The organism is Campylobacter sp. FOBRC14 (genome assembly GCF_000287855.1).
GTDB classification, from domain to species: Bacteria; Campylobacterota; Campylobacteria; order Campylobacterales; family Campylobacteraceae; genus Campylobacter_A; species Campylobacter_A curvus.
Genome location: NZ_ALJJ01000011.1, coordinates 42,753 through 60,021, shown reverse-complemented (window position 1 = coordinate 60,021; position 17,269 = coordinate 42,753). Strand labels below are relative to the sequence as shown.

At 44.3% G+C, this 17,269-nt stretch carries 9 protein-coding genes; 4 read left to right on the top strand and 5 right to left on the bottom strand.

Annotation, left to right across the window (positions count from 1 at the left end):
• Positions 1 to 3 precede the first annotated feature (3 nt).
• The 4 genes from HMPREF1139_RS05625 to HMPREF1139_RS05610 all read right to left on the bottom strand — a co-directional run bounded on the left by HMPREF1139_RS05625 (position 4) and on the right by HMPREF1139_RS05610 (position 6,582).
• Entirely contained in the window at positions 4 to 1,350 is a 1,347-nt protein-coding gene (locus HMPREF1139_RS05625) for a TolC family protein (RefSeq protein WP_009650408.1), read from the bottom strand.
• Position 1,351: 1 nt separating this feature from the next.
• On the bottom strand, positions 1,352 to 3,280 hold the full coding sequence (locus HMPREF1139_RS05620) for a MacB family efflux pump subunit (protein WP_009650426.1): 1,929 nt from the start codon (positions 3,278 to 3,280) through the stop codon (positions 1,352 to 1,354).
• Complete coding sequence (locus tag HMPREF1139_RS05615; protein ID WP_009650423.1) at positions 3,277 to 4,479, bottom strand: efflux RND transporter periplasmic adaptor subunit; 1,203 nt, start codon at positions 4,477 to 4,479, stop codon at positions 3,277 to 3,279. Before HMPREF1139_RS05615 ends, HMPREF1139_RS05620 begins: the two co-directional genes overlap by 4 nt.
• 69 nt (positions 4,480 to 4,548) lie before the next feature.
• Positions 4,549 to 6,582 carry an ATP-dependent helicase gene (locus HMPREF1139_RS05610; protein WP_009650437.1) on the bottom strand — a complete coding sequence of 678 codons (2,034 nt, stop codon included), beginning with the start codon at positions 6,580 to 6,582 and terminating at the stop codon, positions 4,549 to 4,551.
• A 307-nt stretch (positions 6,583 to 6,889) separates the two neighbouring features.
• On the opposite strand from HMPREF1139_RS05610, the gene HMPREF1139_RS05605 reads away from it, so the two are divergent.
• Positions 6,890 to 7,294: an SPFH domain-containing protein gene (locus HMPREF1139_RS05605; protein WP_009650442.1), complete on the top strand. Its 405-nt coding sequence runs from the start codon at positions 6,890 to 6,892 to the stop codon at positions 7,292 to 7,294.
• Between the two features lie 19 nt (positions 7,295 to 7,313).
• Positions 7,314 to 7,559, top strand: a complete 246-nt coding sequence (locus HMPREF1139_RS05600) for a hypothetical protein (RefSeq protein WP_009650388.1) — start codon at positions 7,314 to 7,316, stop codon at positions 7,557 to 7,559.
• A gap of 58 nt (positions 7,560 to 7,617) precedes the next feature.
• On the opposite strand, the gene HMPREF1139_RS05595 is transcribed toward HMPREF1139_RS05600, so the two are convergent.
• Positions 7,618 to 9,786: a TonB-dependent receptor gene (locus tag HMPREF1139_RS05595; protein ID WP_009650433.1), complete on the bottom strand. Its 2,169-nt coding sequence runs from the start codon at positions 9,784 to 9,786 to the stop codon at positions 7,618 to 7,620.
• 143 nt (positions 9,787 to 9,929) lie between these two features.
• On the opposite strand from HMPREF1139_RS05595, the gene pbpC reads away from it, so the two are divergent.
• Complete coding sequence (pbpC, locus tag HMPREF1139_RS05590) at positions 9,930 to 12,104, top strand: penicillin-binding protein 1C (protein WP_009650444.1); 2,175 nt, start codon at positions 9,930 to 9,932, stop codon at positions 12,102 to 12,104.
• A gap of 1 nt (position 12,105) precedes the next feature.
• The gene (locus tag HMPREF1139_RS05585) at positions 12,106 to 17,259 is read left to right on the top strand and encodes an alpha-2-macroglobulin family protein (protein WP_009650425.1); all 5,154 of its coding nucleotides are present in this window, start codon (positions 12,106 to 12,108) and stop codon (positions 17,257 to 17,259) included.
• The last annotated feature ends 10 nt before the right edge of the window (positions 17,260 to 17,269 follow it).

Below are 17,269 nucleotides of genomic sequence, written 5' to 3'. Positions count from 1 at the left end.
AAATTATTTAGAAAATTTACCTGCCATGGCTTTGTAAATTTGTATCTCATCTTGCAATAGTTTATATTTTCCGCCGAGCAAATTCACATAAGCGTCTATCTCGTTGTTGCTGGCTTCAAGATAGTCTTTTAGCTCAGATTTTCCGTATTGATATTTTAGCTTGTAAATTTCGCTTATATTTTCGTAGTTTTGCACCTGCTTAGAGTAATTTTCAAGGAGCGTTTCGTCTTTTTGCATCGCTTTATAATACGTATCTATCTCGTTTAGCGCTTCATTTAGCGTGGCCATATAGTTTAGTTTCGCTTGCTCAAAGCTTACTTCTGATACTTTGAGGCTTGATTTTAGTTTCGAGTAGTTTAAAAACGGTAAATTTATGGCGATATTTCCATCTAAAAATTTTAACGACGTAGCGCCGCCTATATTATCTGCACTACCCTTTAGGCTCGCTCCTATCGTGATGCTAGGGTAAAATTCTTTTTGGCTGGCTTTTACGTTTAAAAGCCCCTCCTCTATCCTAGCTATGGCCGCTTGCAAGTCAGGACGATTTGCCACGACGTAGATAGGCACGTCAAGATCCACGCCCAAATTTTTGACATCGCTTAACGATAGCCCGCTAAATTTTAGATCAAAATCAGGCTTTACGTTTAGTAAAATTCTAAGCGTTTTTTGCGCCTCGATCAGGCTTTTCTCCGCATTTTCTATCTTGTTTTTGAGGCTTAAAACCGAGCTTTGTATCTGTGAAAGCGATAGTTGTTCCTCTTTGCCAAGCTCGAATTTATAGCGCGTTATCGCCTCAAGCTCGTTGTAGTTTTTTAAAGAAATTTCATAAAATTTTATACTTTCGTTTAGATATAAGATATTAAAATAAGCGTCCGTTATGCTGTTTATCACGCTTAGGCGCGTTGCCGCGAGGTCAAATTTCGTGGCGTTTGCTTCCCACATAGCCGCATCTGCGCTATCGGCTAGCTTGTACCACAGATCGAGCTTGTAGCTTAGCGAGACTCCGGTGCCGTAGGTGCGCGCCCAGCTGTCGTTTCTTTTTATGTTCCTGCTCGTTTGTGCGCTGGCGCTAGCACTAAAGGTAGGCAGTAAATTTGCGTCTAAAACGCCCGCTTGCGCCAAGGCTTTATTTATCGCGACGGCTGATTTTGCTAGGTCTATGTTGTTTTTTAGCCCAAGCTCGATCAGCTCGTTTAGATAGGTTTGGTTGTAGTCTTTCCACCACTCTTCTTTTAAATTCAGCTCGCTTTTTACGTTGCTTTGCAGCAAAATTTCAGAGTAATCGCTATCTACATTTTTTACGGCGCAACCGCTTAAAAGTAAAACTAACGCTAAGCTTAATGATCTCATTTTATTCCCTTGAAAGTGCGTCGATCGGATTTAGTTTTGAGGCGTTTTTAGCCGGCATGTAGCCAAAGATGATGCCTATTGCCATCGATGTCACGAGAGCGACGACGATAGAAGCGTTTGAAAAAATCATGCTAAATCCCTCCAAAAAGTTGTTGAAAACATAGCCGATCACATAAGAAAACGCTATGCCGATCGCTCCGCCGATCAAACAAAGCAGGACCGCCTCTATCAAAAACTGCTGCAAGATATTGCTCTGCCTAGCGCCTATTGCCATTTTGATACCGATCTCTTTGGTGCGCTCGGTTACTGAAACTAGCATGATGTTCATCACGCCTATACCACCCACAATGAGCGAGATGAGCGCGATACTGGATATCAGCAGTCTCATCGTAGAGATCGTCTCCTCTATTGTTTGTTTGATACTGTCTGAATTTCTAGTAAAAAAATCTTGCTTTCCGTGCTTTATCGTTAAAAGCTCGGTGAGATTTTTTTCGGCTACTTGTGCATTTACGCTCTCTTTTACGCGCACCGTTATCGAGCTTATGTATTTATCGCCGGTGATTTTGTTTATCACGGTCGTGTAAGGGGCGTAAATTTTAAGCGTACTGGCGTCACCGAAGGTAAAGTCGTCCTTTTGCAAAACGCCGATCACTCTAAGTGGCTTTTTGTTAAAAAGGATTATCTTGCCGATCGGATCAATATTTGGAAAGACTGAAATTTTAGTCGTATGATCGATGACTGCGACGGATGCCGAGGATGCGACCTCGTCATCGTCATAGAGCCTGCCGCTTGCGAGCTTGAGGCCGTTTACATCAAAGCTGCCAGAGCCCCCGCCCCTTAGGCTCGCACTTAGCGATATGTTTTCATAAGTCAGCGTTCCGCTGGTGCTGGTATTTGGCGTGACGGACTCCAAAAAGGGCTGTTTCTCTAGCATTTGCGCGTCACTAATGACTAGCGTTTTTACGCGTCCTGAGCGCATATCGCCAAAGCCTTTGCCCGGCATTATGTCTATCGTATTCGTGCCGATTTTGCGGATGCCGGCTAAAATTTGCTCCTGCGAGCCTTTGCCAAGCGCTACGACACTGATGACGGCTGCGATACCGATGATGATGCCTAGCATCGTAAGTAGCGAGCGCAACTTATGAGAGAGCATCGCACTGATGGACATTTTAAAGCTTTCTATGAGCTGATCTTTGTAATAGACAAAAGCGCTTTTTTGCGGTGCATCGTGTTTTTTTGCGGTAAAAATTTCATCTTTTTTTGTCGTATCGCTAATGATGTTGCCATCTTTTATCTCGATGACGCGGTTTGCGTATTCGGCGATCTTTGGATCGTGTGTGACGATGATTATGGTGTGTCCGAGCTTATGTAAATTTACTAAAATTTCCATCACTTTTAGACCGCTCTTGCTATCAAGCGCTCCGGTCGGCTCATCGGCTAGGATTATCTCACCGCCATTTATCAGTGCCCTTGCGATAGATACGCGCTGTTGCTGACCGCCTGAGAGCTTATTTGGTAGGCTTTGCGCCTTATCGTCAAGCTCGAGCGAGGCTAAAATTTCATGCGCTCTTTGCTCTCTGCTTTTTTTATCCACACCTGCATAAACACTTGGAAGTGCGACATTTTGCAGAGCGTTCATCGTGGCAAGTAGATTGTATCTTTGAAAGATGAAGCCAAATTTATTGCGTCTAAGCTTAGCCAGTGCGTCGGAGTCGAAATTTGATATATTGGCGCCATCTAGCAGGTATTGTCCGCTGCTTGGACTATCAAGGCAGCCTAAAATATTCATCAGTGTCGATTTGCCAGAGCCCGACTGGCCGATGATAGCGATAAATTCTCCCTTTTTGATGCTTAAATTTATGCTGTGTAAAATTTCGATATCGCTATCGCCTACTTTAAATTTTTTGACGATATTTTTTAGCTCGATCACCTTGGGCCTCTATTTTCTTTCTCGACCATTTTAGCGATCTCGCTTGCCGTGCTTTGCGAGGTCACGATCTCATCGCCATCGTTTATGCCACTGATGATCTGAGTGTCGAGGTTGTCCCTTATGCCTGTTTGCACCTGCGTTTTTACCGCGTTTTGCTTATCTTTTAGTACATAAACGAAGCTCTTGTCACCCTCTTTTTTGATAGCTATGGTAGGTATGATGATCGCGTCTTCTATCTTTGCGACCAGGAGCGTATTTTGCGTCGTCATCCCGATGCGTAAAATTCCGTCTTTGTTATCCACGATGCTTTGAGCGTAATAATAGACTGCCGAGCTGCTTGATGAGCTAGAGGACGAGCTGGAACTGCTTGAAGTGCTAGAATACGAGCCGTCGCTAAGAGTCGTGAGCCCCGGATCTATCGAGCTCACCTCGGTTTGAAATTTCGTATTTGGCTCGGAGAGTATGGAGTATTCGACCGGAGTGCCGACTTTTATCTTTGTTATGTCGCCCTCGGCGATTTGCATTTTCATTTTTACCTTGCTTAGATCGGCGATATTTACGATAGTAGGCGTCGTTTGGTTTGAATTTACGGTCTGCCCCTCCTCTACTTGCACGGAGACGATCGTGCCATCTCTAGGCGCTACGATACGAGTGTAGCCAAGGTCGATCTTAGCGGTACTTAGCTCGATATTTGTCTGGTTGATCTGCGCTTTTATCTCTTTTAGTTTCGCCTCGTTTGAAACGTATGTATTTTTTGCGGTCTCAAATTCTTGCTTTGAGGTAGCGTTTTTCGCAAAAAGCCCCTTTTCGCGCTCATACTGCGTTTTAGAGATATCTAGTGCGACCTTTGCGCTTTCTAGCTGCGCCTCATATATCCTAAGCTGCGCTTCTTTGTTGTCGACGTTGTTTTGCTGTGTGGAGCTGTCTATCTCGGCTATGAGATCGCCCTTTTTGACATTATCGCCTAGCTTTACATATAGTTTTTTTATCTGACCGCCCACCTGAGCGCCCACATCTACAAGCTCGGTAGCAAAAATTTCGCCCGTGGCGTCTACCTTTTTAGAAAACGAGCCTTTGACGGCCTTTTGGGTTATAAACTCCACCCTTTCGCCGCTAGTCTTGAAATACTTATCGTAGACGAAAGCTAGCGCCAGAGCTACGATCAGCAAGAGGATAGCAATTTTAATGATTTTTTTCATTGTGATTCACTTTGGATAAATTTTGTCAATTTTATTTAAAAAAGTTGAAAGAAATGTTAATCCAAGCTTTTAAATTCCTGCACTAGCCATCCCTGCCTCGATCAAAAAACAGCTTGGCTGATAGGTGATCTTTTTGATCTTGTCAAATTTAGCATAGCTTAGATAAAGCTCGTCGCGCGCCCTGGTCACCGCGACGTAAAAGAGCCGCCGCTCCTCCTCCAGACTGCCGCCCATGCTCATGAGCTTTAAATTCGGAAAGCGATTTTGCGCCAGATCAACGATGAATACTTGATCAAACTCTAACCCCTTGCTCGCATGCACGCTAAGTAAGCTCACTCCATCACCCTCGCTCATCTCGTTGCTGCCAAGCGTGATGAAGTTATAAAATTTCTCGACATCGTTATAGTTTTTGCTAAGCTCGCTAAGGACGATAGATTTTTGCATTATACGCTCGCGAGCTTCCCCCTTTATAGCAGGATCGACGTTTCCGTTTTTTAGTGTCGCGCGCTTGGTGCTTAAATTTTCTACTATCAGCTCGTAAATTTTACTGTCTCTTATCTCGTTTATGAGTGAATTTGGCCTTACTAGGCGTCTAGCACTCTTTAAAAAGTTGTAAATTTCATATAAAAACAGCGCCCCGCCCTCGCTTAATTTTTGCATTTTTAGTATCGGATGCGCTAAAAACCTGTCGCTAAATTTCAGCTCTTTAAACCTCGAAACATCGGCAAATTCATCAAGATCGTCAAATAGCCCAAGCTGATAATTGTGCCTTTTTATCGAGGCGATGCTGACGTTTTTGTCCGGATTTAAAAGCCCTTCGATCAAATTTCCGTGTCCTAGCTTGACCAGGGCGTCGAAAATTTCTTTACTAAGCGCGCTACCTACGCCTTTTGCGTATTCACAGATATGGATGAACGCCATGATGTCTTTTGGGTTTATAAAAATGCCCATGATATCCACGAGCGCCTTTATCTCGCGGCTTTCAAAAAAGCTCACGCCGCCTTTTCGCTTTGAGCTGATACCACGCTCTTTTAGCGCGACCTCGATGCCGTCTGCCGAGGAGTTGTTGCGAAAGATGACAGCGATATTTTCGCGCGAAAACGGCGAGAGCGAGATGATATCGGCGATCGCGGAGTATTGATCGAAAAGCTCGTTATAAACAAGCAGCGTAGGGGCTTTAAATTTCCCCTCCCTGCTGACGTTTAAATGTTTCTCGTAAAGACGCGGGTTGTTTGCTATGACTTTGTTTGCGAGAGCCAAAATGCTTGAACTGCTGCGGTAGTTGACATTTAGTGCGTAGATGTTGGCGTCTTTAAAGCGATCTTTAAACGAGCCGATGATCTCGATATTTGCGCCGTTGAATGCGTAAATGCTTTGATCAAAATCCCCGACACAAAATAGGCTTTTTGTCTTAAACGCGCTGATGAGACTGCCTTGAAGTGTGTTCGTATCTTGATACTCGTCGATCAAAATTTCATCGTAATCAAGCGGTGCGCCGTTTTTTAGCTCGTCTCGCATCTTGATAAGAAGATCGTTAAAGTCTGCGTAGCCAAATTTCGCCTTCTCGCTCTCGAATTCGTTTAAAATATCCTCGTAGATCTCAGCATAAACGCCCTGCTCTTCGCTCTTTAGCTTTAGCCAATCAGCAAAACTGACGTCGCTCACGCTATTTTGATATAGCGAGTAAAGATCGTAAAGATACGCTCCGCCGTAAGGCTTGACGTCGCTTAGATGATGAAATTTACGCCTTTCAACGAGGCTTTTAAGTAAAATTTTAAGCTCGCTTGGCTGCTTTAAAACCACGCCCTTGCCTAGCTCTTTAAGTAGGCTATAAGAGACCGAGTGAAATGTGCCGGCGGTGATTTTGGCGGTGATCTTTTTATCAAAATAGCGATTTAGCCGCTCGATCATCTCGGCTGCGGCCTTGTTAGTAAATGTAAGAAGTAAAATTCGCTTGGCATCGACTCCTAAATTTAACAAATGTGCGATGCGAGCGACGATGGTGCTCGTTTTGCCCGTGCCTGCGGAGGCGATGATCAGATTGTGCCCTGCTGGAGCGGTCGCGGCGGTGTATTGTTCTTTATTTAGACGTGAAAGTGGCATGATTTCCTCTGTAAAAAGTGGAAATTATACCCAAACGGGCTTAAAACAAATAATGTAAATTTTTGTTTGGATTTAGGCAAATTTTAATATAATCGGCTCAACCACACGCCTATTTGAAATAAATAGCTGCCTCTTGAAAAATAGGCATATCGTGGAGCAAGAGGCAGTATGGGGTTCGATTCCCCACTGTGTAGGCCACTTAATTTTTTTCAAATCCGGGCCTCGGCTCGGTCGTTTAAAGCGTTTGCGGTATGCGAATGAAATTCCCCCGCAAGCGCCTCTTAAGCGCATTTTGCAAGGAGATGAGATGTTTACTAAAATAGAAATTCCACCACTACAATCTGGCATATTATATAAAGACAACAAATTTTATAAGCGCCTGCAAAGCGGTATTTATCGGTTTTTTGACTTTAGCCGATACCGCGTCACGCTACTGCCAGACATCCCGTGTGAAGTGCAAATTTACTCGCAAGAAATTTTAAGCAAAGATAATATCGCGTTTCGCGCGTCATTTGTTTTTACATACGAGATCGTAGCTACGGGCGAGATAGCAGTGCTCAGCAGGGACGATCTTGAAAACAGACTTCGCACGATCGTGCAGCTTTACGCCAGAAGCGTGATCTCGGCTTTGTCGGCGCAGGAGATCGCCGCACACACATTTACGCTCGATCCAAATGCGATAGGCGAACAAAGTAAGCGAGCTGGGGGTTAAAATTTTAAGCGTAGACTTTTTGGATATCACTTTTCCAAAGGCTATTCAAGCGTTATTTGCACGCGAGCTGGAGGCGAATCTACGTGCAAAGATCGAGCTGGAAAACGCTCGCACCATAATCGCCACTACGCGCGCGCTCAAAAACGCCGCCGCGATAATAAAAGACGATAAAGAGATGAAATTTTTACAGGTCATGGAGCTACTGCAAAATGCCGTCAAAACGGGCAAAAATACGCTAAATGTGAGCGAGATACTGGCGGAGTGATTTATCGCTCTTATTACCGCGATGCCACAAACACCGCGGCAATTTAACTACTAAAATTTTAAAATTTAACCTCCGCCGAAAGCATAAACGTCCTGCTTTCGCCCAGGCTCAAACCTTGGATGGAATTTAACCCGGAATTCGCGCCCGTGCCGTCCATACTCACCGGGTTCATCCCCGCCCAGTATCGCTTGTCAAAGACGTTATTTACGTTAAATCTAAGCGTTGTTTGCTTGCCTAGCCACGTCTTGCTCGTATAGCGCACGCTAAGGTCGGTCGTGAAATATGAGGGCGTCTTTTGGCTATTTACGTCGTCAATATACATCCCGCTTGAATAGTGAAAATTCGCACTGAATGCGAGCTTGTTGGTATTTGGCACGACGTAATCAAATAGCAAATTCGAATTTACCTTTGACACGCTAGGCACGACTTTGCTGTCCGCGGCGGCTAGCTTTGGATTTTTAAATTTCGGGCTAATCAGCGTCACGCTGCCAAAGACGCTTAAATTTTCTATCAGCCTCCCGCCAGCCATCACTTCAAGCCCTTGATTTATCTGTTTGCCGTGCTCGGCGTAGTTATCGCCGCTGTCCGCATACGCTAGTGGTCGCTCTATCCTAAATAGCGCGGTGCTGACATCAAGCTCGCCTATGCGCGCCTTTGCGCCGATCTCGTATTGCTTCGAGCGGTAGGGGTTTAGCACGACGATATCGCCGCTAGCTTTCGTATACGAGCCGCCCTCTTGCAGGCTGTCGGCGTATGTCAGATAAAGGCTCACGTTTTCAAGCGGCTTATAGATGAGGCTTCCCGCCCAGCTAAGCCCAGATTTATCGTATTTTGTGATAAACGGCGCGGTTTTTCTGTTTGCAGTCCTAGCGCGCGACTTCATCCACGCATTAGATAGGCTTATCATCACTTCAAATTTATCGTTTATCGCCACGCTATCAAGCACGGAGATATTTTTCATATCGACATAGTTTAGCTTGTATAGATCGCTACCGTTCCTGCCGCCCTTATTAGGGAAAACTTTTGGCGCGTTTATGTTCGCGCTGCCAAACTGCGGGCTATACACGGGATTTGCGAAGCGATAAGTGTAAAATCTATATCCGTTTAGCTGCGCGCTAAAATCGTGTTTTAGCCCCCAAGTCTCAAATTCCGTGACCGCTTTTAAATAGCCGTTTGGCAGCTCGTATCTGGCGTTTGGGATACCGCCGATGTGGTGCGCGCGGTAGTTGCCGTTGTTATCGTAGATCGCGTTTGTGATGCGGTGCGTATCGCGATCGAACCTCTGCCACGCAAAGCCGCCCTCAAAATACCAAATATCGCCCGGCGAATACATAAATTTAAGACTTGCAGTCTTATTTTTCAAATTCATACCGCCGTATGGCTGCCCGAGCCCCGGCGTTTTGTCATTTACAGCGTTTGGGATTTTATACTGCGCCACGCCACGCGTGATCGGGATGTAAAATAGCCCCGCAAAGCCGTGCGTGTTGTGCTCGTAGTAGCTAGCCGCGGCTTGCAATGTGAGCGCGTCCGTCGGATAAAGCTCAAACACGGCAGAAGCCAGGCGGCGCTGATAGTTGCTACCTTTTACCTGCTTGGCGCCGTCGCTGCCGTAAAAGACCGCGCGGTAGCCGAATTTTTCAAACTTCATCGAGCTATCAAGCCCGAGCCCGAAATTTGCGCGACTAGCGTAATCACCCCAGATGACCTGCTGATTTTCGACCGGACGCTTGCGCGTATAGCTGAAAATGCCGGTTGGATTTTGCTCGCCGTAAAGCGAGCCCGCAAGCCCGTTTTGGATCTGCAAGCTCTCGAACATCGCCATCGGATGTGCCACAGTCGCGACCGAGTAAAAGCCGTCCCAAAAGACGTTGCCAACGACACTACCCTGAAATCCGCGCGTCTGCGGACGTCCGGCGACCGAGCCGCCATACATCTGTATCGACGCGGACGGGAAAAATTTGACCGCCTCCTCAAAGCCCGTCACGCCTTGATTGTTCATCGTTTCTTTGGTTATCGTGTTGATCTGATAAGGCACGTCCTGCGTGCGCTTGCCGGATAAAATTCCATGTTGGATGTTTTTGTTTAAAAACCCTTCGTCGATACCGCTTTCGCTGATGTTATCACCGACGGAATTTACTTCAACGGCTTCTAGTTTGACTTGCTCTGCTGCGCTTGCGCTAAGGCATATCAAGACTGCACATGCGGCAGTTGAAATTTTAGATCTCATCTAAACTCCTTTTACATAAAATATAAAACTGTATATAATATAAACTATCTACTTAACGCTAAATTAAAAAAATATTTTAGTGATATTTACAATTTTATATTTTACTATTTACCTATTAAGAGCACTTTGGCTATAATCACGCAATGAAAATGAAAAAGCTTAAAATTTTAAAATTCGCCCTCGTTTTTTTAGCGCTTTTATTCGTCATATTTTTGATATTGGACGCCATTTTTCCTCTAAATTTAAGCGCGCTAAATAAAAGTCAAGCCAAAATTTTATACGACACAGACGGCAAGATCATCAGGATGCAGCTAGCAAACGACGGTATATGGCGTTTTCACACGGACGATGTGCCTGAAATTTTAAAGCAAAGCGCCCTACTCTTTGAGGATAAATATTTTTACTACCACTTTGGCGTGAATCCTCTCGCGATGATGAGGGCTACCGCTTACAATCTCACGCACAAAAACCGTATCGGAGCCAGCACTATAAGCATGCAAGTAGCGCGCATGATGGAGCCAAGCAAGCGAAGCTACACGAACAAGATAAAAGAAATTTTCCGTGCGTTGCAGCTAGAGTGGCACTTTAGCAAGGATGAAATTTTAAATTTTTACTTCAACCTGGCCCCATACGGCGGCAACATAGAGGGTGTGCGAGCGGCCGCTAGATTTTACTTCGGGCGGGAGCTAAACGAGCTTAGCTACGCGCAAATGGCGCTTCTTAGCACTATCCCAAAAAATCCGAACAGGAACCGACTCGATAAAAAATCTGACATCAATCGCCTAAAAAACCGTGTCGTAAAGCTGCTTTATAAGGCTAATATCATCGATCTTAGCGCATTTAAACGCGCTCAAAACGAGCCTTTTAAAAACACCCGCGTAAAAGCACCCTACAACGCTCCTAGCTACGCTGATGTCGCATTTAAAAATGGCCTTACTAAGACGAATTTAGACCTTGAAATCCAAAACGATCTTTTGAATATATTAAACAACGCGATGATAAAGCTTCGTGAAAAGAACGCAAATAACGCCGCTGCAGCCGTGATAGACAATGAAAAAATGAGTGTCATCGCCTTCGTCGGCTCTCACGATGAGCGCGCCAAAGACGGGCAAAACTCGGCCCTAAACATGAAACGAAATGTCGGCAGCACGCTAAAGCCGTTTATATTTTCACTAGCGCTTGATAGCGGGCTAATAACGCCTAAAACGCAGCTCATAGACACTGAAATTTTCATAAACGAATACGTCCCCAGAAATTTCAGCGGTGGCTTTTTAGGCATAGTGAGCGCCAAAGATGCACTAAATTTCAGCCTGAATATCCCGGCTGTGAATTTAAACCTAAAGCTGGGGGACAACTCGCTTTATGAGCTTTTAGATAGGGCGAATTTAGTAAATGAGAGTAAGGAATTTTATGGAGCTAGTATAGCGCTTGGAAGTAGTGAGATGAGCCTTTTAAATTTAGCCCATCTTTACAGCATTTACGCAAATGGCGGCGTATTAAGGCCGCTTGAGTTTGCGGGAGAATTTATAAACGCCCAGGATACGAACATCACTCTAATAAGCCCGCAAAGCGCCTATCTGACGGCAAAAATGATGAGCGAGGCGTCGCGCTCGTATCTAAAAAACGTATGGCGATACGCCCAGGATACGCCTACTATCGCGTTTAAAACGGGTACGAGCTACGGCTCGCGCGATATATACGCTATCGGGTTTGATAAAGACTACACCATAGCCGTTTGGATAGGAAATTTCAACGCCCAAAAGACCGACAAGCTCACCGGACTAAACGACGCCTCAAAAATCATCTTCGATGCCTTTAAACTCATGGCTCAAAAGCGAAATTTACACTTTCTAACAAGCACTGATGGCATCATCAAGATACCTACCTGCGTCGATGCGTTTGAGTTTGAGCAGTGTAAAAATTTACAGATCGACGAGCAAATTTCAGGCGTTTGGCTAAAGGATAAATGCACGAGCATAAGGGGCGAGGAGCTTGATTTCATGTACAAAAACGGCTTTTTGAACAAAGAGGAGCTAAGCTCTAGCCCGTGCCTTGAGACGCTTAAGAGCAAAAAGCCTTTATTTGCCAGCCCTTACGCGAACGAGACTATATTAAGCGATAGCAATATAACCAAAGTTATGCTAAAATGCTACGCATATTTGGGGGATGAGATCTACCTAAAAGTCGATGACGGCGAGTTTAAAAACGCACCTAGCGGTAGTGAGAATATCGTATCTTTAGGGATCGGCGAGCATACTTTAAGCTGTCTTGACGAGAACTCGAATTTAAATGAAATTCAGATAAAAATAAGGAGATAGGATGCGCAGTAGATGGTTGTTTCTAGCCTTTTTGTCGGCCATAAATTTAAACGCTTTGAGCTTTAACGGCGAGGTCGATGTCAAAACGCCTTTGACGATAGAATTCGGGCTTAATGAAAATGTGAGCGACAAGCTCGTAGGCACGATCGATAAAAAGAAAATTTTCGAGTGCCAGCCAAAGCTGGAGGGCATAATAGAATACAAAAAAGATAGCCTCGTCTACTATACAAACCAGCTTCACCAGGGTGTGGGCTACACTTGCAAAATGAATGGCGGCAGCGTGGAGTTTGAATACGGTAAATTCAAGCTAAAAGAGGTATTTAAAGCTTCAGACAGCAAATACATACTGAAATTTAACGACGAAGTAAATGCTACCGAGCTGAAAAAGATAAAGATAAGCGATGTGAATTTTAGCGTAGATAGCATGTCAAAGGTCGATTTCGCGCTGAATTTAGATAAAAATTTAAGCGCTCCTACTTTTGAAATTCCTGCAGGATTCGAGAGCAAATTCGGAGCGAAATTTGAGGAAAATTACAGCTACACATACTCACAAAAAGCCAAAAACGACGATAATGAGCAAAATTTTAAAAAAGAAAATGAAAAAGCAAAGACGCTTTTTATAGAAAATTTAGAGCCAGTCAGCCTTGATAGCGGGAAGCTAGCCGCCAGGATCTATCTCAAAGACTGGATGGATGACGATCGAAACCTCAAGAAATTCATTCACGTCAAGGGCATTCAAAATTTCAAAATGAGTGACTTGAACTACATCGAATACGAGCAAAGAGAAAAAATGCAGGCTGAAGGCAAGGATCTTTACTACTACATCGACATCATCAGCGATGATTTCAAGCCTCAAACCGAGTATGAGATAACGATCAAAAAGGGCTTTGGCGATAGTGACAACATCGTGAGAAATGATAGCGTTTATACGGTAAAAATGGGCAATTTAGCTCCGTTCGTGGAATTTACAAATGACAAGCCGTATATCTCAAGCGTCGGTCAGATCGGCATAAAAAGCGCAAACGTGAGCGAGCTCAAGGTCACGGTCGAAAAGCTAGCCGATCAAAATTATAGATATTTTCTAAATTTCAACTCCAGCAGCGACGATCTAAGCACTTTCAGCAAAGAGGTCGCGAGCAAAAAATACGATCTTGGCGGTGCGCTAAATGAAGTCTCCTTACATAAAATAAGGCTTGATTTCGCTGGCGGCGGAGACGGAGTGTATAAGATAAACCTCTCTTACGGTAAAGATCAAAGCATCTCAAAGGTCGTTTATCTAAGTGATATCGCCATCAGCGCCAAGGTCAGTAAAAACGAAATTTTCGTATTTGCCAACAGACTTGGCGAAAACACGATGCTGGCAAATGCTAATGTCAAAATTTACAGCAAAAAAAATGACGAGCTGGCAGTTGGCGCGACAAACGACGAGGGCGTATTTAAATTTAAACGCAAAGACATCTATAAAGACGTCTCCTCCGTCGTCGTATCCTTGGGCAAGGAGCAAAATTTCCTCCTCATAAACGAGGATGAAAACCTAAACGAAAACGCCAGATATATGCTAAAAGATGCGAACGAAACGATCGATGCTTGGACACATTTTGCCACCGATATCATCCGTCCAAACGAGGACATCGAGGGTGCGATATATCTAAGAGATAGAGATTTCAAGCCACTTGTAAACATGCCCGTAAAGCTAAAGATCACTGATCCTCAGAGCAAAGACATCGCGGAATTTGCTGCAAAGACGAACGAATTTGGCGTCATAAGCTTTAGCAAAAATATTTCAAGCGAGCTTAGCGGACGCTTTACGCTAAGCATAATCTACGCAAACAAAATCCTCGCAAAAGAGCCGTTTTTCGTCGAGAGCTTCGTGCCTGCAAGGCTTAAAAACGAGATCACCATGTCAAGTGAAATTTTACAGGCTAATGAATTTATCCCGCTGGAATTTTCAAGCAACTATCTCTTTGGCGGTGCGGCTAGCGGGCTTGAAGGATCGTTTGAAGTCTCATTTTTTGACTCGGAGTATAAAAACGAAAACTACAAAGACTATAAATTTAAAAACAGCACGATAAAAAGCAAGGGATACGCCAGCCTGGAGAGGCGAATAAAGCTCAACGAAAAAGGCAAAGCAAGCGATATCCTCGGGCTTAGCCTAGAGGGTGAGGGTGACGGTGATGTGCCTTCTATACTAAAAGGCGTCATAAATTTCAGCGTAAATGACGATGGTAAAAACGTCAGCACTAGCAAGACTTTCAAGGTCTATCCTTACGAAAATATGGTCGGAATCTTTGCCGACAAGACCTTCGTAGAGCCAAACGAAAAGATAAACATCAAAACAGTCGCTCTAAACGCCATCAGCGGCGAGCCTAAAAATTTGAGCCTGAAATTTAGCGTCAAGCGCTCGGTCTGGGAATACACGAGCGACGATAGAGGCGTAGTCAGATGGCATGAAAGGCTAGATGATGTGGATAACTTTTTCAAAGATAGCGGTTCGTTTGACTACAGCTTCGCTCAAAGCGGCTCATACACGATCGTGGCTTCCGACATAGTAAGCGGCTCTAGCACCAGCATCGATATCGACGTCAGCGGCTGGAACTACTCGACTTTAATGCCGACAAAAGAGCTTAGCAAAGCTCAAGTCAAACTAAACGCTCAAAGCTATAAAAAAGGTGACGAGCTAAGCGCGGATATAAGCTCGGCGATCAAGGACGGACTAGCGCTCGTGACGCTCGAAGATGGCGATGTCAAAGCCTATAAGGTCGTGCGTATCAAAAATAACTCGGCAAATGCTAAATTCAAACTTGATTTTGATTTCAACGGACTGTATGTAGGCGCAAACATCTATCGCCTAGCCGATGACGGCGTGACTCCTTTTAGAACTCACGGTAAAATTTACGCAAAAGCCGACAAACCTGAAAGAAAGATGGATTTGCAGATCGACGCGCCAAAGACGGCAAAGACGAATCAAAACGTAAAAATTTCGCTAAAAACGCTACCAAACGCCGATATCAGCCTCTTTGTAGTCGATCTTGGCGTGTTAAATATCACTTCGCAAGCACCGGCAAATCCTCTGGCGTTTTTTAACAAAATTTTGCCCGACTCGGTCTTTGACTACGATATCTACGACAAGCTCACAAACTACAAGGTGGACGGCAAAGTGCTAAGCTTTGGCGGCGATACAAAAGAGCTGGCTATGGAGGCCAAACTCGCAAAACACGATAGTCCGGTCGATAGTAAAAATATAAAAACATTCGCTAAAGCCGCACGTCTAAAAGCCGACGCAAACGGCACGGCAAGCTATGAATTTAAAACGCCAAACGGCTTTAACTCGGCTATCCGCGTGGACGCTATCGTCTCGAACGAAACGCAGATGGACGCCAAAAATAGCGAAATTTTAGTAAAAGACGATGTCATCATCAAGCCAAGCGTGCTCGCGTATATACTAAAAGGCGATGAGCTAAACGCGAGCTTAAGGCTCATAAACACGACAAATCAAGATAAAAATTTAAGCGTTTCGATCAAATCAAGCCCAAATTTAGAGCTAAACAGCGACACGAAAGTAAATTTAAAACCGCTTGAAAATAAACTCTTGCCGCTAAAGATCGCTGCAAAAGAGGCCGGAAAGGCAAATTTTGAAATCACACTCGATAACAACGGCGACACACTTACAAACTACACGAACCTTGACGTAGTCGATCCTTATCCGATAAGCACCTACGCAAAGAGCCTAGTCATAAGCAAGACAAAAGATATCAAGCTGCCTAAGGGCTTTACAAACGTCAGCATAGACGCTTCAAATTCCGTCACAAGCCTACTAAACGCCGCTTCACAAAATTTGATCGAGTATCCATATGGATGCGCCGAGCAGCGAAGTAGCCGCCTTTTGGCGCTTTTAAATGCGAAAGTCAAAGAGAAATTCAGAGACGAAGATAGAAAGAGATTTATCACGCTAGGGCTTGAGGATATTATCAAGATGCAAAAGAGTAACGGCAGCTTTGGCTACTGGAACGAGCTAAGCTACGTAAATATCTTTGCCTCCGTTTATGCGACCGACGTTCTTTTGGAGCTGGACGAAGCGGGCTACAAAGTGCCAAAAAGCATCAAAGACAAAGCCGTCAAAAGCCTGGCAAATTTAAGCTACGATACGCCGTTTGAGGTGCTTTACGGCCTTTACGTCGCAGCCAGAGGCAACGCACTGGATAGAGCGGCTTTAAACAGAATTTACGACGAAAAGCTCTACACCTCAAGCGTTTTAAACAAATACCTGATGGCCTCTACTCTAAAGATCGCCGGACTTGACGACGAAGCTTCCAATGTGCTTAAAAATTTAAATGCAAAAGAGTCTAAAGAAAAGAGAATTTACAGCGATTTTCACTCGGATCTAAGAGACCGCGCCTTCGTGCTTTATCTGCATGCAAAGCATTTTGCGCAAAATTCATACTCTGACGAGCTTGCGAATTTCTTGATAACAAATATGGACGAGCTAAGCTCCACTCAAGAGCGAGCCTTCGTTTTGCGTGCGCTTAATGCCTACTTTAAGCCAAAAGCTAACGAGACGAACAATAAATTTAAGCTTAGCTATGACGGAGTGCAGAAAGATTTTGACGGTCTTTTAAGCGTAAATATCACGACCGAAAAGGGCGAATTTAAGATCGATCCGCAAGGAGAAAACAAACTCTTTGCCGGTATTTCAAGCTCTGCTTACGTTCCGCTTGAAGTAAAACACGCACTAGAGCCAAAAGAGCTTGATATATATAGGATTTTCGTGAATAAAGACGGCAAAGAGCTAAATTTAAGCAATCTAAAGGTAAATGACGTCATTTACTCCAAAATCACGCTGAATTCAAAAAGTCCTATAAGAAATGGCGTGATAAACGAGATGACAAGCCCTTGCTTCGAGGTCGTAAATGAAAATTTAAGCGGCTTTACAAGAAGCGAGCAGACCAAAAACGATATAGATTTAGAATATCAAAGCATCAAAGACGACCGCGTCATAAGCTTTTATAACCTTGAAAGTAAGAAAGCAACGCTATTTACGCCGTATCGCGTAGTGATGAGCGGCAAATGCACGCTACCTGCGGTCATCACGGAAAATATGTATAACGACACGCAAAACGACTACGACCTAGCTCAAAAATCTTTCAGCGTCAAATAAAATTTAGGGC

Bases quoted from the DNA above. Each gene is read 5' to 3' on its own strand.
- HMPREF1139_RS05610 (WP_009650437.1), bottom strand. From the start codon at position 6,582: ATGCCACTTTCACGTCTAAATAAAGAACAATACACCGCCGCGACCGCT.
- HMPREF1139_RS05615 (WP_009650423.1), bottom strand. From the start codon at position 4,479: ATGAAAAAAATCATTAAAATTGCTATCCTCTTGCTGATCGTAGCTCTG.
- HMPREF1139_RS05605 (WP_009650442.1), top strand. From the start codon at position 6,890: ATGTTTACTAAAATAGAAATTCCACCACTACAATCTGGCATATTATAT.
- HMPREF1139_RS05625 (WP_009650408.1), bottom strand. From the start codon at position 1,350: ATGAGATCATTAAGCTTAGCGTTAGTTTTACTTTTAAGCGGTTGCGCC.
- pbpC (WP_009650444.1), top strand. From the start codon at position 9,930: ATGAAAATGAAAAAGCTTAAAATTTTAAAATTCGCCCTCGTTTTTTTA.
- HMPREF1139_RS05595 (WP_009650433.1), bottom strand. From the start codon at position 9,786: ATGAGATCTAAAATTTCAACTGCCGCATGTGCAGTCTTGATATGCCTT.
- HMPREF1139_RS05585 (WP_009650425.1), top strand. From the start codon at position 12,106: ATGCGCAGTAGATGGTTGTTTCTAGCCTTTTTGTCGGCCATAAATTTA.